Here is a 22,403-nt window from a genome sequence, read left to right on the forward strand (position 1 = left end):
GGGTTCTCCGTGTGCCTCGGTTGCGCTCATGGCCGCTTGCCCCAGTAGGAAGCCGGACCGTTCCAGCTCTCGTCGACCCCGCTCAGCTTGACGCGGCCGATACGGTCATTGGAAAGCCCGCCGATATAGAGGTAGCCGCGCTCCTCGCGCATCGAAGTGACCGACGGATGGGATTTGCCGCCGATGTCGCCCAGTGTTTCGAGGATGGTGCCGTGCTCGTCGAACTTCACCACGCAGCCATTGTTGATGTTGGGATAAAGCCATTCGTCGTTGGGAATGCGCTTGATCATGCGGGTCCGGAAACCCGGATCCTCCATGGCAAGGTCGTAGGCCGGCGTGCGCAGCCCAACGAGCGCCAGCCAGTAGCAGCCATCGGAGGCGCGGTTGATGTTGTCGGGCATGCCGGGCAGGTCGGCGATCAATGTCTCCAGTTTGCCGGCCTTGGGGCCGGTTATCCAGTAGCGCTCGATGCGGCATGCCCATGTCAGCGCGAAAAGCACCGACTGACCGTCATGGGCGACGCAGACGCCGTTCGGGAAAATCTGGTTTTGCAGCAGCGTCCTGGTTTTCCTGGTTGCGGGGTCGTAGACGATGATGCGGCCGTTGCCGCGTCCCTCCAGCGCGTCGGTGGCCCAGGTGTGGGCTGTGTAGCGCAGCGTCGCCTCGCTGAAATAGATCTTGCCGTCCGGCGCGATGTCGAGGTCGTCGGCCAGCACCAGGCGGGAGTCGTCGATTACCTTGCCGAAGGTACGCGTCGTCTCATCGGTCAGCTTGTAGACTGAACGGTCCGGACGCACGCCATAGACGCCCATGCCGGCCACGCAGATGATCAGGTTCCCGTCGCGGTCGAAGGCCATGCCGAGCGGTCGGCCGCCGGTGCGGGCGAAAACCTCCTGCGTCTGCAGGTCCTTGCCGCTGAACCGCCAGATGAACCCTTCTCGCGTGCCGCAGTAGAGCTTGCCCTCCCTGTCGAAGATCACGTCTTCCGGTCCGTCGAGCTTGCCCAGGCCGATCGCCTCGGCGTCGCGCAGCCGGTTGTTGAGCGCATAGGGCGAACTGCTCTCTGGCGCGATGTCATGGCGCTTGCCGAGCTTGAAATAGGTGGGCACGACATAGATCTTCTCGATCGCCTTGTTGCGGTTGCGCGCCCATTTGACGTCAATGCCGACGGCAAGCAGCATCATGAAGCCGAGGAAGGCGGAGGTGGCGCCGCCGACCAGGCCAAAGCGCACTAGGCCGTTGATCAGAACGAGGACGATCGTGGCGCCGATCAGCGACTGCCCGATCGACCCCTTGCCGCCTGAGAGATTGACACCGCCCAGCACCACCGCCGTCAGCGCCAGCACCTCCATGCCGACGCCGGTATCCGAACTCGGACTGTTGAGACGCGCCGCGTAGAAGACGCCGCCAAGGGCGGTCAGCACGCCGGAGATCACATAAGTCAGGAACAGATGCCGCTCCACCGGTATGCCGGCGTGCCGGGCTGCCTTGCGGTTGGCGCCGATGGCGGCGATGTACCAACCGGGCCGTCCACGGCTGAGGAAGATATGGCCGACGATGGCGACCAGCGCCAGGATCAGGATGTTGGCAGGAATGCCGAGCACGCTGCCGCCGCCCAGCCAGTCCCAGATGCGGCTGTCGCCCATCGAAATCGCCATCTCGACGGAATAGCGCAGGATCAGCAGGTTAAGGATGGCGCGGAAGATCAGCATGGTGACGAGCGTCGTCAGGAAGGCGCCGAGGCCTACATAGCCGATCAGGATACCGTTGACAGCGCCCATCAGCGCGCCGGCCATCAGCGTCATCAGGATGGAGACCGGCGCGGACACTTCGTACATGTTGAACAGCATCAGGGCGATGAAGTTGGCCATGGCGAAGATTGAGCCGACCGAAAGGTCGATGCCGCCGGAGACGATGACGACAGCGATCGCGATCGCGACGAAGCCGAATTCACCGAATTGGCGGCCGGTGGAAACGATGTTGCCCACCGTCAGATAGCCGGGGATGAGGAACGCGAACGCCAGCACCACGAGCACGGCGGCGGTGAAAGGCACCACCGGCTCCATCCAGCGCTTCTGCAACAGCTCGGCGATGAATTGCTGGAACGACCATTTGTAACGGAGACGGATCAACGTCTCCCTGAAGCTGGTGTCGGCCACCCGATCCCTCCTCCCTTGGATCCTTCGGGCGGCCCGTCGGGGCCGCCCGTGTCATTATCGCGAGCGGTCAGCTCTTCTTGGGAATATCGGTGCAACGCGCCTGGTCGACATTGTCCTTGGTCACCCAGAAATAGGACGAGAACGACGCGACGCTGTGCGAGCCCGGAGGTTCACCGGCCATCAACAGATTCTTCGCCATGACCATGACCTCGCGGCCCTGGTTCCAGGCGTCCCAATCCATGTAGCGATCGATCAGTCCGGCGCGCACCGCGTCACAGCCTTCCTTGTAGCCGCCGCCGTTCGAGTAGACGATCACCTTGCCGCTGAGGCCGGCCTTCTTGACAGCCTGCGCGCCGCCGATCGTCATGACGTCGTAAGGACCGAAGATCGCGCATACGTCCGGGTGCTGCTGCAGCACCGCGGTGGTGATGTCATAGGCCTTGGTGGCGTCCCAGTTGGTCGCCTGGCTGGACACGACCTGGATCGCCGGATCCCTGCCGAATTCCTTCATCAGCGCATTGGTCATGTAGACGTTCTGCGCCGATGTCAGCTCGCCCTGCAGGATGACGACCTTGCCGGACTTGCCGCTGCCGGTGCCGCATTGCTTGACGATATCCTTGCCGGTCACCTCGGCCTGCTCGATCCAGTCGCCGCCGACATAGCCGTCGCTCAGCGTGTTCGACATCATCGAAAGCTGGATGACGTAGATGCCTGCTTCCTGCGCCTGCTTGATCTGCTTGACGAGGAGCTGGACATTCGGGTTCTGGACGATGATCACGTCCGGCTTGTCGGCGATTGCGCCCTCGAAAGCCTGGGCCAGCGCCGTGCTGTTCCACGCCGGATCCTTGACCGAGTACTTCATGTTGCTGCGCTCGGCCTCGGTGCGGATGACATATTCCCAGGTATCCATCAGCGGCGCGCCCAGGGTCATCGGCAGGAAGGCGATGGTCTTGCCTTCGATCGCCTTGGTGTATTGCTCCTTCAACTGGACGCCGCCGTCGGCGGCATTCGCCGGCACGGCAGCGATGCCGAGCATGGCGGTGAACATTAGCGCAATCGGCTTCGATAGCCGCCTGCATTTACTCATCAACGTCATCTTTTCCTCCCGAGATGATGCGCCTTGATTGTTGAATCGTGTCGAGGAAGGCGTCGCCTCTACAGATCTCCCTGCCTGGCCGTCTCCTCGTCGCGAGGATGCAGCTTGCGATCGAGTGTAATAGCGCCGAGAAGCACCACGCTCTTGACGATGTTCTGGACGTCGCCCTGGACGTCCAGCAGGATCATGGCATTCAGCAGCGTGCCGATGAGCGCCGTTCCGGCGAGAACGCTGGCAATGGAGCCGCGACCGCCGCTGAGGCTCACTCCGCCCAGCACGACGATCAGCAGCACGTCGAAGATCAGGCTGGAGCTGAACACGTTGGTGTTGATCGAGGCGACCGAACCCGCGGTGACTAGCCCGGCCAGAAACGCGACCGCGGCCGAAAAGGCATATTGGCCGATGGTCAGCACGCGCACCGAGACGCCGGTCAACCTTGCCGCTTCGGCGTTGTCGCCGAACGCATAGACGAAACGGCCGGCCGAGGTGCGCGACAGGATGAAATGTCCGATCAGCGCGACAACCGCGAAGATCGCCAGCGGCACCGGGATGCCCAGCACTTCCCCCTGTCCGAGCGCGAGCAGGAACGGCTGATTGTCGGGCGCGTAGGTGATGATGCCGTCGAGCATCAGCCATCGCCCGACGCCATAGACCAGGGTTCCCGACGCCAGCGTGGTGAACAAAGCTGGAATGCCGATGATGGAGATGGCGAACCCATTGAAGGCGCCGATCGCGACCGCCAGTCCCAGGCCCATGGTGATACCCGCGGCAAGCCCGTAGCCCAGTCCGATCAGCTTCAGCGACCAGGCGGCGCAGATTGCCAGCACCGCAACCTGCGACAGATCGAGGCCACGCCCGATCACGACCACCGTCATGCCGACGCCGAGGATGCCCAAAACCGAGACGCTGCGGGCCAGAGTGGAGATGTTCGGAAGGGTCGCGAAGCCATTGACGAAAAGCGCGCACGCCGCGAAGATCACGATCGTGGTGGCGAAGACCAGCGTTTCCTGGCTCAGATTGCTGAGGCTGGACTTGCCCTCGATCTTCTTCACAGCAGCGGCTCCCCTGTCCTTTATCGCAACTGCGTCTGCCATCGGCCCTGTCCCCGTCAAGCGTCCAATACCTGTCGATCCCTAAACCAGCATCGTCATCGGTTGCTCTATCAGCGCCTTGAACGCCGACAGCAACTCGGCGCCAGTCACGCCGTCGATCGCCCTGTGATCGACCGAGAGCGTGACCGTCATCAGGGTTCGCACCTCGGGCTTGCCGTTCCTTGCGACCACCCGCTCCTCACCCGCGCCTACCGCGAGGATCGATGCCTGCGGCGGATTGATGATGGCAGCGAAGTCACGCACGCCATACATCCCAAGATTGGAAACGCTGGCGGTGCCGCCCTGATATTCATCCGGCCGGAGCGAGCGCGTTCTGGCGCGCGCCGCGAGTTCCTTTATCTCATTCGATATAACCGCAAGCGTTTTTGTCTCGGCCTTGCGAACGATCGGCGTCATCAGTCCACCGGGAATGGCGACCGCGACGCCGATGTCGGCATGGCGGTGGCGCAGCAATGCGCCTTCCGTGAACGAGACGTTGGCGTCGGGCACCCGATGGAGGACCAGCGCCAGCGCCCTGATCACGAAGTCATTGACCGAAAGCTTGTAGCCACGCGCACCGTCCCGGTGCGTCGGCGCAGCGTCGTTGAACTGCTGGCGCAGGGCCATAAGGGCATCGATCTCGCAATCGGCCGTCAGGTAGAAATGCGGGACGGTGCGCTTGGCCTCCGACAGCCGGCGCGCGATGGTCAGCCGCATTGAATCGTGCGCGACTTCCTCGAAGCTGCCGGGGTCGAACAGGGTCTTTAACCGCGCATCTGCTTCGGCCGGCGCCTGGGCCGGGATTGCATCGGACGGCGCGGCTGGAATGTCGGCCACTGCCGGCTTTCCCGATGCCTCAGTCTTGGCGTTCGCCGCGCGGGCTTCGATTGCCTGCCTGGCGTCGCGCTCGACGATCCGTCCATGAGGGCCGGTGCCCGTGACGTCCGCGGCCTCGATACCTGCTTCGGCCATGAGTCTGCGAGCGATCGGCGAAGCAAAGACGCGGCCGTCGTCCTGGCCGTTGGGAGCGCTCGTAGCAGGAGGCGCTTCGGGCAGGACTATCGGCAATGACGACTCGGCCGGAGCCGCCACAGCGGCCGCAGGTGCCGGCGCAGCGGTCTCGCCTTCGGCGGCGAGCGCGCCGATCGTCTGGTTGATCGGAACGTCGATCGACCCGGCTGGAACGGTGATGCTGATCAACACACCGTCGACCGCGGCCTCCACCTCCATGGTCGCCTTGTCGGTCTCGATCTCGACCAGGACGTCTCCGGCGCGCACTGGGTCGCCGACTGCCTTCAGCCATTGAACAAGGTTCCCCTTCTCCATGGTGGGCGAAAGCGCCGGCATAAGGATGTCTACGGGCATGGCTGTTCAGGGCCCCAGGTGCCGGTCCGGCTTCAGCGGTAGCAGACGCGGCGGACCGCGTCGGCGATGGCGTTCTGGTTAGGGATGACCGCCCGTTCCAGCTTGTCGTTGTAGGGCATCGGCACCTCCATCGAGCCGAGCCGCTCCACCGGAGCATCCAGCCAGTCGAAGGCTCGCTCGTTGATCTGCGCGGCGATCTCGCCACCCAGGCCGCCGGTACGCCAGGCCTCGTGCACGACAACGCACCGATGCGTCTTCTTCACGCTGCGGATGAAGCAGTCCATGTCCAGCGGCCTGAGCGTGCGCGGGTCGATGACCTCAACGGAGATGTTCTCGCGCGCCAGCATGTCAGCCGCCTGCAACGCACGCTCGACCATGACCTGCGTGGCGATGACGGTGACGTCGGTCCCCTCGCGCTTGATATCGGCCTTGCCGAGCGGAATCTCGTAGGGCGCTTCGGGCACGGGCGCCGTCTGGCCGAGATAGAGCATCTTGTGCTCCAAAAACATCACCGGGTTGTCGTCACGGATCGACGCGATCAACAGGCCCTTCGCGTCGTAGGGGGTCGAGGGCGCCACCACCACGAGGCCAGGCACATGCGCGAACCAGGCCTCCAGCGACTGCGAGTGTTGGGCGGCAAGGCGGATGCCGCCACCCTGCGGCCCGCGGAACACCACCGGCACGGTCGGGGAACCGCCAAGCATGTAGCGCAGCTTGGCCGCCTGGTTGACGATCATGTCCATCATGAATGTGACGAAGTCGAATATCTGGATCTCGGCAATCGGGCGGCGCCCGCAGACGGCCGATCCGACAGCGGCGCCGGCGATGCCCATCTCGGAGATCGGAGTGTTCATCAAGCGGTCCTTGCCGAAGCGCTGGAACAGGTCACGCGTCACGCCGAACGTGCCGCCGATCGGCCCCACATCCTCGCCGATGACGAAGACGCGCTCGTCGCGCTCCATCTCCTGCGCCATCGCCTCCTTGAGCGCCTCCAGATAGGTGAGTTCCCTCGTGCCGGGCGCGGGCTCGACCGCGCCCGCCGATTTGAAAGGAGCGGACACGGCCGGCCCGAGGCTTTCGACATCGGGCTCGGGCGAATTCTTGGCGAACTCGACGGCGCGCTCGATCTCCGCATCCGTCTCGGCGACAAGCGCCGCATATTCGGCATCGGTGAGCGCGCCGCGCTCCTTCATCATCGTAACACAGCGGTTGATGGGGTCCATGGCCTTCCAGCGCTCGACCTCTTCATCTTCGCGGTAGCCGGGCAGGTTGGCACGCATGGAGTGATCGCCGTGGCGATAGGTGATGGCCTCGATCAGGGTCGGCCCCTCGCCGGCGCGAGCCCGCGCGATGGCCTCGTCGACCGCAGCATAGACGGCGACGACATCGTTGCCGTCGATCGTTTCGCCGGGCACGCCGTAGCCGGCAGCGCGCGCCGAGATCGAACCACCGGCGGTCGATTCCAGGAAGGATGTCGACAGGCCGTACTGATTGTTCTCGCACAGGAAGACGATCGGCAGCTTCCAGATCGCCGCCATGTTCAGCGCCTCGTGGAAGATGCCTTCGTTGGCGCCGCCGTCACCGAAGATCGCGACACCGGCATCCGTCGACATGCGCTGCTTGGCAGCCAGCGCAGCGCCAATGCCGAGGCCCATCGAAGCACCGACAATGCCGTTCGCGCCGATGATGTTGAGGCCGATGTCGGCGACATGCATGGATCCGCCGAGACCGCCGCAAATGCCGTCCTTGCGGCCGAGCAGTTCGGCCATCATGCGCGAGACATCGGCGCCCTTGGCGATGCAGTGTCCGTGACCGCGATGATGGGTGGCGATGAAGTCGCTGCGCAGCAACGGGTAGCCCGCCCCCGCGGCGACTGCCTCCTGACCGACGGAGGAATGAGCAGTGCCCTTCACCAATCCACTCTGGAACAATTCGGTGGTGCGCGTCTCGAAGGCGCGGATCACCAGCATCGTCCTGAGCAGCTGCTTCAACTCCGCCGCGTCAAGCCTGGGCGCGTTGCGGGTCGCCAGCCGGTGAGAGGATCCGCCATTGGCAAGGATGGCGCCACCGATCGCGCCGCCGCTGATCTTTGCCGCGCCGCGCGTCGACCGGCCCGCTCGGGCCACACCGGAATTCTTCATCTTGTCCCATCCATTGCCAGCCCCTCCGTCGCGCTGGTCGGCGGCGGAAACATCAAGGTGCCGGCGTGCTGGCGTTCTTCCCTTTTGCATCTCTTTGCAGGATGCCTTGAGCGAAGACTTCCACGATCCCGATCTCAAAACAAACACAAAGTTCCTATGGAAGAAATGCATTTTGGTTATGGGTGGCGACATGGTCAAAAAGCGCGTGCGCTGCCCTGCGGACAGGGCGGCGCACGCGCAGATCGAGAGCCGGTCATACGGCCTATCTCGAGGCCGAATGACTACTATCTGTCAGAGTGGAGAGAAGATTGCTGACCGACGCAAGCGACCGGACAAAAGCGTAGGCGACCCTCCGGTGAGCGCGGATATCCGACTGGCACCATATGCCGACCGCGGCTCGTGGGTCGAACCGCTTACACCCGTTCGATAAGCTCGACGGTTACCTTGTCGGGGGTCGTCAGGTACGACACGCGCACGCCGGCGTTGGGCCCGCCGCGCTTGTTGACATAAGGCCGCGAGATCGGCACCGCGCCGTAGGGCGCCAGATGGTCTATCACGCCGTCCAGGTCGGTAACGTCGAACGCGATGTGGGCGAAGCCGACGTCGCAGGGCCTCGCCTCGACAGTCCTGCGGTCCGCCGGACCGCTATATTCGATCAGTTCGACCGTATGATCCGGGCGGCACAGATAAGCTATCTCGACCTCGGCTCCGGGGACGCCGGTGATGGTCTGGATCGACGCGGGGTCGCGACCGGCGCGCGAGGTCAACTCGAAGCCCAGCCCATCGCGGAACAGCGCGATCGCCCGGTCAAGGCTTTCGACCGTAAAGCTGGTGTGGTTGGTCGCGCTTATCGCGTGCTGCATGCCCGTATCCCTCCCCCTGCTATTCCTTGCTTGCCCGGCTTAGTAGTCCGTGCGCCCGCCAGACATGTCGAAGATGGCGCCGGTGCTGAAGGAAGCCTCGGGAGAAGCGACATAGGCCACCATGGCCGCGAGTTCCTGTGGCAGGCCGAAACGGCCCATCGGTATCTTGGCGAGCAACGATGCGACATAGTCAGCGGGCCAGCGGTCGAATATCGCCGTCCTGATTGCCGCAGGCGTAATACAGTTGACGGTGACCCTGGTATTGGCCAGCTCACGGCCAAGTGTCTTGGTGAAGCCGATAACGCCGGCCTTGGACGTGGCGTAGGCGCTGATCAACGGACTGGCTTCCTTGCCGGCGACCGAGGCTATGTTGATGATGCGGCCATAGTTCGCCTCGATCATATGCGGAGCAACCGAGCGGCAGCACAGGAAAACGCCGGTCATGTTGACGTCGATGACCCGCTGCCACTCGTCGAGCGACAGGTCCCAGACATTTGCATGGGGTCCCGATATGCCGGCGTTGTTGACCAGGATGGAGATGCCGCCGAAACGCTCCAGCGTGGCGTCCCGCGCCCGGTCGACCAGGCTCTCGGAAACAACGTCGACCACAGCGGTATGGACACGATCGGCGGCCGCGAGCGTCTCGGCGGCGCGCGCTAAGGATTCCGGCTCTCGGTCCCACAGGCTTACATTGGCGCCATCGGCGAGAAGCCGGGTGGCAATGGCCAGCCCAAGCCCCTGCGACCCGCCCGTCACCACGGCGGTCTGCCCATTCAAACGCGCTGCCATGAACCCTCCCCAGGCACACCCCGCCGCTCGTTCGGAATAGTCGTATCCGTGTCGGCGTGCTTGAAAGCCAGTAGTAGCGCGTGCGAGATATCAACACTAAGACAAAAGCCAAATTGCAACCATTAGATTTGGTTATGGCTTGTTCTGCTCGATACGGCAGGGAGGAAACTGATGGACGTCAGGCAGCTCGAATATTTCATGCATGTTGCGAACACGTTGAACATCACACATGCGGCCATGCGAGCGCATGTGTCGCAACCGGCGCTGAGCCGTCAGATCCGGCTCCTGGAACAGGAGCTCGGCACCAAGCTGTTCAAGCGCAAGGCGCGCGGCGTGGTGCTGACCGAGACAGGACAGCGGCTGGTCGATCGGACACGAGTGCTGCTTTCCAACGTCGGCCGCATCAAAAGCGAAATCATGTCGTCCGCCGACGAGCCGGTGGGCACGGTGCGGTTCGCTGCGTCGAACTCCCTCAGCGGTTTGCTCACGTCCCGGGTCGTGGCCCGCTTTCGCCGAACCTATCCGCAGGTCTCGGTGCATGTGACCGAGAACACTTCCATGATCGTGCGCGAATCCATCGCCAATGACGGGGCCGACGTGGCGCTGTTGTCGGATCGCGAATCCTTCACCACGCTGACCAAGATGCCGCTGGTGACCGAGAGCCTGTTGCTGATCGCTCCGCTGGAGGTAGGGCTCGACCTGTCCCGCCCGGTTTCGGCCAAATCCCTGACGGGCCACAACCTCATCCTGACGCCGTTCCCCAACGGATTGCGGCGCGCCGTGGATGAGATCCTAGTCAGGGCCGGCCGCGTCGCCGAACCGAAGCTCGAAGTCGATACCAACTCGTTGATGACCAGCCTGACCAAATATGGAACCGGTTACTGCGTGCTTCCCTATAGCGGCGTCCATGAGCTGCTGGTGCGCAAGGAGGTATCGGCCGCGCCGATCCGCAATGTCCGGTGGGGTTGGGTAACCGCGGTGTCGCGAGAGCGCGCCATGTCGACGGCCACCAAGAAGCTGATAGAAATGATTGCCGAGGAGGCTCAGGTCCTGACGAGCAACGGAACTTGGAAAACCGCAACCCTGGACTTGGCTCAAAACACCGGGAAGCACATCGGACTGGATTGACCGCGCAAACGCAGGCGTCGCAATCGCAACCGGACTTCGATCAAGCCTTAATCACGTGCCGTGTCGTCGGTCACGGGTGGAATCTCGGTCACTGCACATTCAACTTGTCGCTGGGGCGAGAAACTCAATTGCTCGCTCAAGAATTCGTTTTTACGCCGGCCCACAATGAGCCCAAAACGTTTTTGGCCGAGGTCTTCCATCAATTGAATCAAAGATAATGGTAGGCGCGGAGGATGTGTCACTGTATTGATTTTGCTGGCCTTTTCGTGGGCCAAAGGCATCAATGTCCCGCATTGCCCGACGCCCGTTTCAACTAGCAGCGATCCACGGCGGATCGCGGTAGTTGTCCCAGGTCGCGCCGATACCGGCGTCGACCGGGATCGCAGCCCCGGTGATGCCATTGGCGATCGGCGACGCGACAAACGCGATCGCGGAGGCGATATCGCGCGGCGTCAGCACCCGGCCGAGCGGATGGCGCGCTGCATAGGAGGCAAGTATCTCGTCGCCGTTCGGCAGTGTTGCCAGGCGGCCCGCAAGCAACGGCGTGTGCGTCACGCTCGGGCACACGCAATTTACCGTTACACCGTCGCGCGCCAGATCGAGCGCGGCGGCGCGGGCCAAATTGAGCAGCGCGCCCTTGGATGTGCAATACGAAAACATGCCGTGCTCTGCCTGCAGGCCGTCCAGGCTGGACAGCAGCACGATCGCGCCTCGCTTGCGCTGTCGCATGCCGCTGGCGGCCTCGCGCGTGACCAGGAACGAGCCACGCACATTGACGGCCATTACCTGCTCGAAATCCTCGACCGAGGTTTCGAACACCGGATCGCCGGCGCCCAGTATCCCGGCACAGGCAACCGCAACATCGATCTCGCCGAGCTGTTGGCGCGTCGCCGCGAAGGCATCCACAACCGTTTTCTCGTCGCCTGTATCTCCATTGAAGGCGACGGCCTTGCGCCCAATCTTCCGCACAGCCTCGGCCGTGGCATCGGCCGCGCCGGCGGTCCAATCGAGGACCGCGACATCGGCGCCCAAATCGGCGAGCGTCAGCGCCGTCTCGCGGCCGATCCCGGAGCCGCCACCGGTGACAAACGCAACCTTTCCCTTGTAGGAGAGGCCCGGAAAGGCTTCTCGCGCACTCATGCCTTGACCTTCATCTCGATCGAGCCCTTGTAGGTCGGAGCGCCGCCGCCAGGAAATGTAAGCCGCCACAATCGCCCCGCATAATTGGGCTCTGCGCTGCTAGCCAGGACGCTGGCGTCCGTTACCCAAAGCGTTTCGCCATCGAAGGCAAGATTGGTCGGACAGCCGCCGGTGCGCACGAAGCCCTTCGGCGTGCCATCGCGCGCCAAAACGTGAAACCCTTCGCCAACGAGGTCGGTAACGAGCAGGGAGCCGTCCTTGGCGATCGCCATGCCGTCGAGAATGGGATTCTTGCCTGGCATCCTGCCGAGATCCTCGATCGTTCCGTCGGTTTTCAGCCGGCGAACATGGCCGGTGTAGGATTCATCCCACACGATCGAGCCGTCGGCCTCGACGACGACCCCGTTCGGAAACGTTGGCGCGGGAAACGCGACCTTCACGCTGGCCCTGCCGTCCGCCGACAGTGCATAGATGTAGCTCGGATCGGGATTGGCCGGATTATAGGTCCCCGGATCGGTCCAGACCAGCGTGCCATCCGGCCCGAAGACCAGATCGTTCGGCCCATTCATCTTGATGCCGTCGACTTCGCTCACCAGGATTTCCGACTTGCCGCCTGGCCGCACCCGCTGGATCGACGGCAAGGTCATCTCCGCTGCGCGCCACGGGCCGACCGTGCCGCCGTTCTGACAAACGTAGAGCGCGCCGTCGGAACCCAGCACGCATGAATTCGGCGCGCCGGTGACGTAGGCGAATTGCCTGGCCTTGCCGTCCTTGCCGACGAGGGTCAGCTGGCTGCGGTAGCTCTCAACGAAGACAACGCTGCCGTCCGGCATCACGGTCGGCCCCTCCGGCCAGCCGAGATCCGAAGTCACGAGTTCCGGCTTGAGATCGTAGTTCATTTGACAGCTCCGGCGGTTATTCCGCGCACAATGTAGCGCTGGACGAAGAGCGAGAAGATGAGGATCGGAATGACCGTGACGACACCCACCGTTGCGGCGATGTTCCAGTCGATCGGACGCTGTGCGCTGACCAGCGTCGCGGCGCCGAGCGAGATGGTCTGGAACGCGCGCGAATCGATGACATACAGCGCGACGAGGAATTCGTTCCAGATGAACAGCGCGCCGAACAGCGCCGCCGTGACGAGGCCGGGCCTGACGATCGGCAGCATGACGTACCAGAGCGCGCTGACGCGCGTGCAGCCGTCGATCAGGGCCGCCTCGTCGATCTCGCCTGGGATCTCGTCGAAGAAGCCGATCATGATCCAAACCACAAGCGGCAGCGAGAAGGCGACGTAGGGCAGGATCAGCCCGGGATAGCTGTCCTGCAGGCCCGCGGCCTTGACCATCAGGAAAAGTGGGATCGCAACCGCGATTGGCGGCATGAAACGCATAGATAGAATGGTGCTGGCAAGGCGCTCGCTGTTCTTGAAGCGCAGCCGCGAAAACGCGTAGGCAGCGGGCGTGCCGATGACAAGCGCGATCGCCGTGGCGATGCTGACCACGATCAGCGAGTTCAACGTAAAGCTCAGCATGCCCTGGCTGAACAGCACCTCGTTGTAGTTTTTGGCCGCCTGCACCCAGGTGAACGTCAGCTTCGGCGGCACCTGCGCCAGGATCTCGATGCGCTTCTTGGTCGACAGCACGACGAGATAAAGGAAGGGTGCTGCGCCGACGACCGCAAGCACGATCAGAAACAGATAGGCGATGATCCTGCCGGGCCGGAACTTCATCGTGAATTCCCCGGCCGCAGCTGAACGTATTGCAACAGGACCGTAGTGCCGACGGCGAGGATGATCAGCATCATATAGGCGACCGCAGCCGCATAGCCGTAGTTCTGGAACTGGAACCCGTTCTGGAACGAAAAGAAACTCAGCGTCGTGGTGCTGCGCGCTGGACCGCCATAGCTCAGCCCGTAGATCAGATCGAAGGAGCGGAAGGCGTCCACCGCGCGGAAGACGGCGGCAAAGACGATCGCCGGCCTCAACATCGGCAAGGTGATGCGGCGGAAGGTAACGATCGGGCCAGCGCCATCGACCTGCGCCGCTTCGAACACCTCCTGCGGCAGGGCTTGCAGTCGGGCGAAGACGATCATGAACACGAACGGCGTCCATTGCCAGCAGTCGACCATGATGACGGTAACCATCGACATGCTGACCGTACCCAGCCAGTCGGGCGGCGTCAGTCCGACCGCTTTGATGGCCCAATCGACAAGTCCCCAGTCGGGATTGAGCAGTGCCCGCCACATGACGCCGACGACGATTGGCGTCATCAGCATCGGCAAGAGCAGGATGCCGCGCACAATCCACGACCCGCGCAGCTGGAGGTTGAAGAACATGGCGAGCGCAACGCCGAGAACCACCTGGATCGCCACCGACAAGGACACCATGACGGCGCTGTTCCAGGCCGCGTTCCAGAACTGCGGATCAACCAGCAATGCGCGATAATTGTCGAGACCGACGAAATTGCCGGTGCCTGTCGCCGCGGTGAGGTCGGTCAGCGACAGGCGCAGGCTGTGGAACAGCGGATAGATGCTGAAGATGACGAGATAGGCGATGCACGGACCGAGGAGCAGCCATACCGACCTCCCCGGCCTGTCGCGCGTGCCGAACACGAATTTCGCCGACGCCGGCGCAGCAATGCTCATCACTCACTTCCAAACCGACGATCGTGAGCCGATCAGGCGAGATGGCCGGCCTTGCGCAGCATGGCCTCCCACTGCGTCTGTACCTTTTCGCAGGCGGTCTTGGCATCCTGCGTGCCGATCAGCGCGGCATTGAACTCGACATTCATGATGTCGTTCAACTGGAAGAATTCCGGGATCAGCGAGGTTGGAATGATCTCCGCCGTCGACGCCGCTTTCAGCGCGTCCGGCAGATAGGGTAGCTTGGCAACAAGGTCGGGATCGGTGAACGCCGAGGTGCGGCTGGCGTCGATTTGGTACTTCTCGACCTCGAACTTGTTGAACGCCTTGCTGGTCATCCAGGTCAACGCGAGCCAGGCAGCATCCTTCTTGGCCGGATCGATGTTCTTCGGAATGCCCATGCCCCAGCCGCCCTGAATTGCCCGCGCCGTCTCGCCCGGTTTGGCTGGCACTGGACCGGTGCCCGTCTTGTCCGACACCATCGAATTGTCGCCGTTGAGGATCGGACCGGCGATGGTCGACCAAAAGATCATCTGCGCGATCTTGCCGGTGGAAAAGCCGTCGACGTTCTCGGCAAAGCCGTATTTCGTTACGTTCTTCGGCGCGTAGGGCAGAAGATCGATCAGCATTTGCAGCGCGCCGATGCCTTCGGGCGAATTCACGTTCGGTTTGAAGTTCTTTTCCTTCGGGCTGCCGCTCATCAGCTTGCCGCCCGTGGTGATGAAGCGCGTGTACCAGTCGACGGCGGCGAGCGAGAAATCATTGGCGCCGATGAAGGAACAGCCGGCGACATCGTCCTTGTTGAGCTTTATCGCCGCGTCTTTGAACTCGTCCCAGTTCGTGGCTGGCTTCAGGCCCGCTGCCTCGAACAGATCCTTGCGGTAGAAGTAGATGACCGAGCCGGAATGCAGGCCCGGAATGCCATAGATGTCCTTGCCCTTGCCGACGGTCCCGGATGCCATGTCGAAAATACCGACATTGGACATGGCCGGCGGCAGGAAGTCGGCGACGTCCCAGTCCGGAGGGGTCTTCGACGGATCGTCGATGTAGGAATTGAGCTGCTCGTAATAGCCGGCGCCGACCTGCTGGGTGGTCAGGAAGCCGAGATATTCGATGAGCTCGAACGAAGAATGGTCGGCCTTCAGGTTCTGCAGCGTCTTTTCGATCAGCGCGCCCAGCGCCGGAGACGTGATCTCCAGTTCCATGCCGGTGTCTTCCTTGAATTTGTCCAACATGTCGCCCAACGCCCGGTGGTCGTTCTCGTCGCCCGTCATCAGGATGCTGAGCTTGGTGCCGGCATGCTTCTTCCAGTCGAAATCGGCGGCGAGCGCCGGGAAGCCGAAATTGGCGAAGGCGCCGGCGATGCCGAGCATCGCGGCGCGCTGCATCAGATCGCGACGCGTGAGGCCGGCAGCGTCGGCATGGCCGGATTTGGCCTTGGCGAGATGCCTGTTATCCAGTTTTCCATCCATGATTCTCTCTCCCCGGTTTTCTCTTCACCGCCGGTTTCATTCATCCGGCTTGACGCAACAGTGCATCCGAACAACCCAACAGTCAATCGATTGCTCAAACATATTCGGCGTGATAATTGAGAGCTGTAGTGCAACCGAGCACGGTCCGGAACCATGCGCTTGACAGGCGTTGGGGGCAGCTTCTAGTTGTGTGTCCTGCACGACCCTTGAAGCCGACCAACAAACCCATGGCGCGTCGACAAGCCGAGCCGCCCGCCCGGATCCAATGGGAGGTCTCGATGAGTCTCGGAAGCGTTGTCGTAACGGGAGCCGGCGACGGCATCGGCCATGCCATAGCCGTTCGTCTGGCGGCCGATGGATGGAACGTCGTCGGCCTTGAAATCAACCCCGAAACGGCATCCGACCTGGGCAAGAAGCTGGGCAAGGGACATGACTGCCTTTGCGGCGACGCCTCCGACCGTGCCGTGCTGAAGAAAGTGCGAGAGGCCGCCGAAAAGCTCGCGCCCCTGCGAGGCTGGGTCAACAATGTCGGTATCGCACTGATGGGCAATCTGCATGAACCGAAAGACGCCGATGTCGAGCGCGTCTTTGCGGTCAATTTGATGTCGCATTTCTGGGGCTCTTCGGAAGCGATCCAGACATGGGTGAGAGACCGCGTCGCCGGGTCGATCGTCAACGTCTCGTCGGTGCATGGCCGCTCCGCCTTCAACATGTGGGCGGCTTATGACGTCGCCAAGGCCGGCATTGACGCGCTGACCCGCTACATCGCGGTCGAATACGGACCGGTCGGCATTCGAGCCAATGCAGTGGCGCCCGGCGCGGTGCGCACATCGCTCGTGCAGCGGGTTATCCGCGATAGCCCGGACAGCACCCGCGCCGAACGGGAAATGTCCATCCAGCATCCGCTGGAACGCATAGGCGAACCGGAGGAGATAGCGGCGGCGGTGTCATGGCTTATCTCGTCGGAAGCCTCCTTCGTCACCGGCCAGTCTCTCGCGGTCGATGGCGGCCTGACCTCCCGCTGCTATCGTTACGAGCCGGACGCAGCTCTGCTAGAGAGGTACGGGAAGGTCTCGTGAAAACATCGACACCAGCTGCGCTTCCGTCTGCACGTGCCACGCTGAAAGATATAGCGCGCGCAGTCGGCGTTGACGTTTCGACGGTGTCCAAAGTGCTGAACAATGGCGGCATCAGCGTGCGCGCGCAGACCCGTCAGGCTATCCTGGACGAGGCAGGGCGCGTCAACTACCGGCCGCATGCGCTGGCGCGCAATCTGCGCACCCAGCGCACGGGCGCTCTTGGCATCCTGCTGCCCGACCTGACCAACCCGGTCTACGCAGAGACCGTGCGCGGTGCGATGCGGCAGGCTGAAAAAGCCGGCTATGTCATGCTGATCGCCGAGGTTGCGGACGAGCAGCGGTCGACGGCGGCCTATCTGAGACTGGTCAGCGAGCGGCGCATCGATGGCCTGATCATCGCGGTGACGGCCGAGAGCCGCGAAATGATCGAAGCGATCGCGAACAATCCGGTGCCGCACGTCTTCGTCAACCGGCGTTCCACGATCGGCAGAAGCGTCACCGTGGACGACCATGCCTCGGGCCGGCTGGCGGCGCGCACGCTCATAGAGGCTGGACACACGAGGCTCGGCTTCATCGGTTCGATGCCGGAACTCGATACCTCGCGACGCCGCCATATTGGCTTCGTCGAAACCTGCAAGGCTGCCGGCCTCGGGCCTGCGATCGTCGCCAATGCGCCAGTGTCGCGGCGCGGCGGCTACGACGCCCTGCACCACATCATGAGCGAGCCGGCGCCGCCGACCGGCATCTTCGCCTTCAACATGCTGGTCGGCATCGGCGCGCTGGCAGCGGCGCGCGTACGCGGCATCCAGGTGCCGCGTGACCTTTCGGTTGTCTCTCTGGACGGCGAAGACGCCATCTTCACCGCGCCGCCGCTGACTGCCATCGTCACGCCGCTGAGCGAGATGGGCGCCCGCGCCGTGGTCGAACTTGACGCCATGATCCATGGCCGCGAGCCGCAGGACGTCGTGATCGACATTGCGCCGCAACTGGTGATGCGCGAATCCGTTGGGCCGCCGCCAAAGATAAAGTCCTAAAGGCGGCGCTCGGCTCCTGCGACGACGCCGCGGTCGTGCAGGCGGCCGATCTCGCCATCACTGATGCCCAGACCTGCTAGGATCTCGTCGGTATGTTCCCCGAGCACCGGCGCACGCATGGCCGGCAGCCGATCCGCCACCGAAAAGTAGAGCGGCGACGCGGGCGTCAGCACCGTCCCGATGCCTGGCGTATCGACTGGTGAGAACAGCGGATTGGCCGGCGAGCAGCGTGGGTCTTCGGCGACGAGTTGCTGGAAACTCTGGTATGGCCCCCAGGAGACCCCCGCGGCTGACAGGTCCTTCGTCGCCTCGTCGAAACGACGCGCCGCGAACCACGGCGCTATCGCGTCCGCGATGGCATGGCGGGCAGCGTAGCGTCCTCCCTCGCTGTCAAGATCGGCGCCGGTCGCCGCGGCCAGCGCCTTGGCATCGATGCCTGTGGCCTGGACCAGCGACTTCCACTGCCGTTCCGTCAACGCAACGACCATAACTCTCCGACCATCGTTTGTGGCAAAGTCGCGCCCGAACGCGCCAAACAGGAAATTGCCGTCCTTCGCCGCGCTGCCGCCGCGTTCGGCCTGCGCGATACGCCCCAGATGTCCGACGGTGGCAAAAGCGACGTCGGACAAAGCGAGCTTTACCAGCGAACCCTCGCCTGTGCGGCTGCGGTGTCTGTCGGCGGCAAGCAGACCAACGGCGGCGAGTTCGCCCATCGCGATATCCCAGGCCGGCAGCACGCTATTGGTGGGGCCGCAAGACCCGGGCAAACCCGTGATGTCGGGGAACCCCGTGGCGACATTGACCGTATAGTCCACCTCGCTCGACCCGTCGGCATTGCCGCTCAAGGCGACCATGATGAGATCGGCCCGCCGTGCCTTCAATGCCTCGTAGGACAATGCTCCGCGCGCCGCGAAATTCGTAAGATAGAGGCCTTGATCAGTGCCGGGCCTGGTTATCAGCGCGGCGACGATCTCCTGCCCTTCCTCGGAACGCAGGTCGATCTGGATCGAGCGTTTGCCCTTGTTCATGCCGGCCCAGAACAGGCTTTGTCCGCTATCCGTCACCGGCCATCGGCGACGGTCCAGTCCGCCGCCGATTTGGTCATAGCGGATGACATCGGCGCCAAGCTGCGCCAGCGTCATTCCTCCAAGCGGCGCCGCGACGAAGGCCGAGCCTTCGACCACGGACATGCCGCTCAGGATGGCTCGCGTCATGCAAACAGCCCTACCAACCGCCAGTCGAGCACGTCCGACGTCTCACTGGCACCGTCGGTCGACCGGACCTTGCAGCGAAGATGCGCCAGTCCGCCGCCGCCAGGCAGCGGCTGGCAGCGTTCGACGATGACCTGCGAATGCAGCGTATCGCCCTCATGCACCGGGCCGAGATGGTCGCAGTCATGCCAGGCAAGGATGGTAACCAGGCCGGGGAAGACGCGCGTGATTTGTGCGGCGGCGATGCCGATCGTGTGGCCGCCATAGACCAGGCGCTGTCCGCCTGCCGCGATACGGTCGTGATGGATGACCGCCAGATTCATGGTCAGCCTGGCCAGTTCCGGAGCGCTGCTGACGACGTCGCCTCCGGCAAGATCGTGCACTGAACCCGCTTCGAGGTCATCGAAATGCGGACCGTGCGTGGCATCGCGAAAAGCATCAAGATTCCAGCCTGATACCGCTTCCAACAGTTGCGTCTGGGTGAAATCGGATTTCGGCAGCTCCGTCTGGCCTTGCGCCGCCACAGCATCGGCCGAGCGCGCGGGCAGCATGGCGCAACGGCAGAAATCGAGGATCGGACGCTGCTCCTGATCGACCGTCGCGATGCGCATGGCAACAAGTCCGCGCGGTGGGCGGCCAGGTTTTGCGGATGCCGGACGCAAGCCGATGACGGTCGTGGACGTCGTCAGGCTGTCGCCGATCGCCGGTGCGCGGCGGAACACCAAACCACGATAGAACAGGTTCGCGACGGCGCGTTGGGTGACAAGCGTCGATTGCCCTATGGCGATATCCCACACGAAAGCCGGCGCGGCAAACGGCGATGCCTGCCCCGTCACGGCCTCGGACAGCCTGGCATCGAAGGCCAACCGCAGGCGTCCGCCGACGATTGCGTGGTGGACGGCGGCCAGGCCTTCCGTCAGCCGCATCGTCGGCGCGCTGTCGAAGCGGTCGCCGATCGCGAGATCGTCGAAAAGCGGGCCGTCGAAGCCTATGTCGGAACGCGTGCCCATTTTGCTCCGGCCTGCGCCGACAAAGGGCGCCAGCAGTCGATAAAAGCGCCGCCGGATATCGTCTCCGGCAGCGTGCGGTCAGAAATTCCTTCCGACGCAGGCTGCTTTGCAGCGACCTGCGTCACCAAAACGGCCAGGTCAATTCGTCCAAAACAAATGGCGCTGATCGCCGCCCGCAGAGTAAGCGCCGACATGCGCCATGATCTCACCGAGTTCCGGCGCCGGCGAGTCCAGCACCTCCGCCGTTGCCGTTTCGACCGCCTCACGCACTTCCGTTTTGAGCAAATCCAGCCCGTCAGCCGCCAACAGCGTCTCGGCGGTCAGGCGTTCGGCGAAGATGTCGATCGGATCACGCTTCAGCCAGGCGTCGAGTTCGCCAGCCGGCCGGTAGGTCGCCGGGTCCGAGCGGGAATGGCCGGAATAGCGGTATGTCTTCATCTCGACCAGCGAAGGTCCTTCCCCGCGGCGTGCACGCGCAACGGCCGTCGCCATCGCTTCCGCCACCTTGTCGGCGTCCTGCCCGTCGACGATGACCCCTGGCATGTTGTAGCTGGCGGCGCGTATCGCGATGTCCTCGACCGGCGTCGACAGCTGGATGCGCGTATATTCGCCGTAGAGATTGTTTTCGCAGACGAAGACCACGGGCAGCTTCTGGATCGCGGCGAAATTCAGCGATTCATGGAAGGCCCCGATATTGGCCGAGCCGTCGCCGAAGATGGCGACCGCGACGCGGTCCGTGCCGCGCGCGCGCGCCGCCAGCGCGGCGCCGCAGGCGATCGGCAGGCCGGCGCCGATGATGGCCGCCGTGGGCAGCAGTCCGATCGCCGGCTCGACAAGGTGCATCGATCCGCCAACGCCGCCGGCACAGCCAATGACGCGGCCGCAGATCTCGCCGATGACGCCCGCCGGCGTTAGGCCCAATGCCAACGCATGGCCGTGGCCGCGATAAGTGCAGGTGACGATGTCGTCGGGGTCGATCGAGCGTGCGATGCCGACCGACACGCCTTCCTGGCCGCTCGCCAGATGCGTGCTGCCGCGCACGTGGCCTTCCGCGAACAGCTTCTGAATACGTTCCTCGACGAAGCGGATCTCGATCATCCGGCGAAGCTGCTCCAGCCTGTCGTCGAGGGCTTCCCGGCGCGCCAGCGGCGAGTTGGAATTGGAGAGCGTCATGCTGCGTTCCTCCACCAGGGCATTGGCGTTTTGTTGGTCGACACCAGGGCGGACACCTGCTCGGCGACGTAGGCCGCGCTGGGCAGAAAGCGCGCTTCCAGCTTGCCGCTGTAGGGCACCGGCGCATCGGGCAAGGTGATGCGGTGCGGCGGCGCCTTCAGCGAACCGAAGGCCTCGACAGCGACGGAAGACACCACTTCGGCGCCCCAGCCGTTGCCGGCGGTGGCCTCTTCGAGCGTCACCAGACGACCGGTTCTTGAAACCGATTCCATGATCGTATCGCGGTCCCACGGCCACAGCGTCAGCATATCGATCACTTCGATGTCGACGCTGCTGTTTTCGGCGGCTTCCTTGGCCACCCGCACCATCGCCCCGCAGGCGAGCAGCGTCGCATCCTTGCCCGCCCTGACGATCTCGGCCTTGCCGAGCGGGATGCGGTAGCTGCTGTCGAATTCGTATTCCTCGCGTTCAGCGTAGAGAATGCGTGGTTCGAGCACGACCACCGGATCCGGATCCTCGATCGCCGAGCGCAGCAAGCCGTAGGTCGTGCGGGCGTTGCTGGTGACGCACACCTTGAGGCCCGGGGTACCGCGGAACCAGTGGTCGAGCATCTGCGAATGCTGGCAGCCAAAACCCTGCCCGGCGCCGGCCGAAGCGCGCACCACCAGCGGCGTCGTCAGTTTGCCGCGCGAAAGATAGCGCATCGTCGCCGCCTGCGTCGTCAATTGGTCGAGAGCCACGCCGATGAATTCGATGAACATCATCTCGACGATCGGCTTGAGCCCGCAGACAGCGGCGCCGACGGCGGCACCCATGAAGGCCATTTCCGAGATCGGCGTGTCGATGACACGCTGCGGACCGTGCACGGCGAGCAGACCCTCCGTCACCTTGAACGGGCCGCCCGCAGCCGCAATGTCTTCCCCCATCATGATGACGGTCGGATCTTCCGTCATCGCATCATCGAGGGCCCTGAGGACCGCTTGCCGAACCCATATCTTAGCCAAGGCGAAAT

General features: G+C 63.6%; 19 protein-coding genes. 3 read left to right on the top strand and 16 right to left on the bottom strand.

From position 1 onward, the window contains the following. Positions 1–26: 26 nt before the first annotated feature. The 7 genes from FJ424_RS05165 to FJ424_RS05195 all read right to left on the bottom strand — a co-directional run bounded on the left by FJ424_RS05165 (position 27) and on the right by FJ424_RS05195 (position 9,504). Positions 27–2,159 carry an SMP-30/gluconolactonase/LRE family protein gene (locus FJ424_RS05165; RefSeq protein WP_246677144.1) on the bottom strand — a complete coding sequence of 711 codons (2,133 nt, stop codon included), beginning with the start codon at positions 2,157–2,159 and terminating at the stop codon, positions 27–29. A 67-nt stretch (positions 2,160–2,226) separates the two neighbouring features. Continuing rightward, entirely contained in the window at positions 2,227–3,255 is a 1,029-nt protein-coding gene (locus FJ424_RS05170) for a sugar ABC transporter substrate-binding protein (RefSeq protein WP_140652768.1), read from the bottom strand. A 59-nt stretch (positions 3,256–3,314) separates the two neighbouring features. Beyond that, positions 3,315–4,349, bottom strand: a complete 1,035-nt coding sequence (locus FJ424_RS05175) for an ABC transporter permease (protein WP_140652766.1) — start codon at positions 4,347–4,349, stop codon at positions 3,315–3,317. A gap of 39 nt (positions 4,350–4,388) precedes the next feature. Further along, positions 4,389–5,711 (bottom strand): pyruvate dehydrogenase complex dihydrolipoamide acetyltransferase, encoded by a 1,323-nt coding sequence (locus tag FJ424_RS05180; RefSeq protein WP_140652764.1) that lies wholly within the window; start codon positions 5,709–5,711, stop codon positions 4,389–4,391. Between the two features lie 32 nt (positions 5,712–5,743). Next, positions 5,744–7,852 (bottom strand): dehydrogenase E1 component subunit alpha/beta, encoded by a 2,109-nt coding sequence (locus tag FJ424_RS34275; RefSeq protein WP_281405423.1) that lies wholly within the window; start codon positions 7,850–7,852, stop codon positions 5,744–5,746. A gap of 413 nt (positions 7,853–8,265) precedes the next feature. After that, positions 8,266–8,715 carry a VOC family protein gene (locus FJ424_RS05190; RefSeq protein WP_140652762.1) on the bottom strand — a complete coding sequence of 150 codons (450 nt, stop codon included), beginning with the start codon at positions 8,713–8,715 and terminating at the stop codon, positions 8,266–8,268. Between the two features lie 39 nt (positions 8,716–8,754). Continuing rightward, complete coding sequence (locus FJ424_RS05195) at positions 8,755–9,504, bottom strand: SDR family NAD(P)-dependent oxidoreductase (RefSeq protein WP_140652761.1); 750 nt, start codon at positions 9,502–9,504, stop codon at positions 8,755–8,757. A gap of 171 nt (positions 9,505–9,675) precedes the next feature. On the opposite strand from FJ424_RS05195, the gene FJ424_RS05200 reads away from it, so the two are divergent. Further along, positions 9,676–10,632: a LysR family transcriptional regulator gene (locus FJ424_RS05200; RefSeq protein ID WP_140652759.1), complete on the top strand. Its 957-nt coding sequence runs from the start codon at positions 9,676–9,678 to the stop codon at positions 10,630–10,632. Positions 10,633–10,941: 309 nt separating this feature from the next. Here FJ424_RS05200 and FJ424_RS05205 read toward each other — a convergent pair whose 3' ends face one another. Genes FJ424_RS05205 through FJ424_RS05225 form a run of 5 tightly spaced genes read right to left on the bottom strand, consistent with a single transcriptional unit; the run spans position 10,942 to position 15,884 of the window. Continuing rightward, positions 10,942–11,772 (bottom strand): SDR family oxidoreductase, encoded by an 831-nt coding sequence (locus tag FJ424_RS05205; protein WP_140652757.1) that lies wholly within the window; start codon positions 11,770–11,772, stop codon positions 10,942–10,944. Beyond that, positions 11,769–12,671 (bottom strand): SMP-30/gluconolactonase/LRE family protein, encoded by a 903-nt coding sequence (locus tag FJ424_RS05210; protein ID WP_140652755.1) that lies wholly within the window; start codon positions 12,669–12,671, stop codon positions 11,769–11,771. The genes FJ424_RS05205 and FJ424_RS05210 overlap by 4 nt, the downstream gene beginning before the upstream one ends. Next, on the bottom strand, positions 12,668–13,501 hold the full coding sequence (locus tag FJ424_RS05215; protein ID WP_140640440.1) for a carbohydrate ABC transporter permease: 834 nt from the start codon (positions 13,499–13,501) through the stop codon (positions 12,668–12,670). Before FJ424_RS05215 ends, FJ424_RS05210 begins: the two co-directional genes overlap by 4 nt. Next, positions 13,498–14,415 carry a sugar ABC transporter permease gene (locus tag FJ424_RS05220; RefSeq protein ID WP_140640442.1) on the bottom strand — a complete coding sequence of 306 codons (918 nt, stop codon included), beginning with the start codon at positions 14,413–14,415 and terminating at the stop codon, positions 13,498–13,500. Before FJ424_RS05220 ends, FJ424_RS05215 begins: the two co-directional genes overlap by 4 nt. Positions 14,416–14,447: 32 nt before the next feature. Then, complete coding sequence (locus tag FJ424_RS05225; RefSeq protein WP_140652753.1) at positions 14,448–15,884, bottom strand: extracellular solute-binding protein; 1,437 nt, start codon at positions 15,882–15,884, stop codon at positions 14,448–14,450. 278 nt (positions 15,885–16,162) lie between these two features. On the opposite strand from FJ424_RS05225, the gene FJ424_RS05230 reads away from it, so the two are divergent. Both FJ424_RS05230 and FJ424_RS05235 read left to right on the top strand, forming a co-directional pair. After that, on the top strand, positions 16,163–16,963 hold the full coding sequence (locus FJ424_RS05230; RefSeq protein ID WP_140652751.1) for an SDR family oxidoreductase: 801 nt from the start codon (positions 16,163–16,165) through the stop codon (positions 16,961–16,963). Continuing rightward, positions 16,960–17,997 (top strand): LacI family DNA-binding transcriptional regulator, encoded by a 1,038-nt coding sequence (locus FJ424_RS05235; RefSeq protein WP_181182014.1) that lies wholly within the window; start codon positions 16,960–16,962, stop codon positions 17,995–17,997. The genes FJ424_RS05230 and FJ424_RS05235 overlap by 4 nt, the downstream gene beginning before the upstream one ends. On the opposite strand, the gene FJ424_RS05240 is transcribed toward FJ424_RS05235, so the two are convergent. The 4 genes from FJ424_RS05240 to FJ424_RS05255 form a co-directional block, all read right to left on the bottom strand. Continuing rightward, entirely contained in the window at positions 17,994–19,211 is a 1,218-nt protein-coding gene (locus FJ424_RS05240) for a CoA transferase (RefSeq protein ID WP_140652747.1), read from the bottom strand. The two genes, FJ424_RS05235 and FJ424_RS05240, sit on opposite strands and share 4 nt — an antisense overlap. After that, positions 19,208–20,218 carry a MaoC family dehydratase gene (locus FJ424_RS05245; RefSeq protein WP_140640452.1) on the bottom strand — a complete coding sequence of 337 codons (1,011 nt, stop codon included), beginning with the start codon at positions 20,216–20,218 and terminating at the stop codon, positions 19,208–19,210. Before FJ424_RS05245 ends, FJ424_RS05240 begins: the two co-directional genes overlap by 4 nt. Before the next feature lie 138 nt (positions 20,219–20,356). Then, the gene (locus tag FJ424_RS05250; RefSeq protein WP_140652746.1) at positions 20,357–21,391 is read right to left on the bottom strand and encodes a thiamine pyrophosphate-dependent dehydrogenase E1 component subunit alpha; all 1,035 of its coding nucleotides are present in this window, start codon (positions 21,389–21,391) and stop codon (positions 20,357–20,359) included. Further along, a complete protein-coding gene (locus FJ424_RS05255) occupies positions 21,388–22,395 on the bottom strand; it encodes a transketolase C-terminal domain-containing protein (protein ID WP_140652744.1) in 1,008 nt (335 codons plus the stop codon). The genes FJ424_RS05250 and FJ424_RS05255 overlap by 4 nt, the downstream gene beginning before the upstream one ends. Positions 22,396–22,403 lie beyond the last annotated feature (8 nt).

It is taken from the genome of Mesorhizobium sp. B3-1-8 (assembly GCF_006439495.1).
Classification (GTDB): domain Bacteria; phylum Pseudomonadota; class Alphaproteobacteria; order Rhizobiales; family Rhizobiaceae; genus Mesorhizobium.

Bases quoted from the DNA above. Each gene is read 5' to 3' on its own strand.
- FJ424_RS05200 (WP_140652759.1), top strand. From the start codon at position 9,676: ATGGACGTCAGGCAGCTCGAATATTTCATGCATGTTGCGAACACGTTG.
- FJ424_RS05230 (WP_140652751.1), top strand. From the start codon at position 16,163: ATGAGTCTCGGAAGCGTTGTCGTAACGGGAGCCGGCGACGGCATCGGC.
- FJ424_RS05245 (WP_140640452.1), bottom strand. From the start codon at position 20,218: ATGGGCACGCGTTCCGACATAGGCTTCGACGGCCCGCTTTTCGACGAT.
- FJ424_RS05180 (WP_140652764.1), bottom strand. From the start codon at position 5,711: ATGCCCGTAGACATCCTTATGCCGGCGCTTTCGCCCACCATGGAGAAG.
- FJ424_RS05220 (WP_140640442.1), bottom strand. From the start codon at position 14,415: ATGAGCATTGCTGCGCCGGCGTCGGCGAAATTCGTGTTCGGCACGCGC.
- FJ424_RS05250 (WP_140652746.1), bottom strand. From the start codon at position 21,391: ATGACGCTCTCCAATTCCAACTCGCCGCTGGCGCGCCGGGAAGCCCTC.
- FJ424_RS05175 (WP_140652766.1), bottom strand. From the start codon at position 4,349: ATGGCAGACGCAGTTGCGATAAAGGACAGGGGAGCCGCTGCTGTGAAG.
- FJ424_RS05195 (WP_140652761.1), bottom strand. From the start codon at position 9,504: ATGGCAGCGCGTTTGAATGGGCAGACCGCCGTGGTGACGGGCGGGTCG.
- FJ424_RS05240 (WP_140652747.1), bottom strand. From the start codon at position 19,211: ATGACGCGAGCCATCCTGAGCGGCATGTCCGTGGTCGAAGGCTCGGCC.
- FJ424_RS05215 (WP_140640440.1), bottom strand. From the start codon at position 13,501: ATGAAGTTCCGGCCCGGCAGGATCATCGCCTATCTGTTTCTGATCGTG.
- FJ424_RS05205 (WP_140652757.1), bottom strand. From the start codon at position 11,772: ATGAGTGCGCGAGAAGCCTTTCCGGGCCTCTCCTACAAGGGAAAGGTT.
- FJ424_RS05170 (WP_140652768.1), bottom strand. From the start codon at position 3,255: ATGACGTTGATGAGTAAATGCAGGCGGCTATCGAAGCCGATTGCGCTA.
- FJ424_RS05210 (WP_140652755.1), bottom strand. From the start codon at position 12,671: ATGAACTACGATCTCAAGCCGGAACTCGTGACTTCGGATCTCGGCTGG.
- FJ424_RS05190 (WP_140652762.1), bottom strand. From the start codon at position 8,715: ATGCAGCACGCGATAAGCGCGACCAACCACACCAGCTTTACGGTCGAA.
- FJ424_RS34275 (WP_281405423.1), bottom strand. From the start codon at position 7,852: ATGAAGAATTCCGGTGTGGCCCGAGCGGGCCGGTCGACGCGCGGCGCG.
- FJ424_RS05225 (WP_140652753.1), bottom strand. From the start codon at position 15,884: ATGGATGGAAAACTGGATAACAGGCATCTCGCCAAGGCCAAATCCGGC.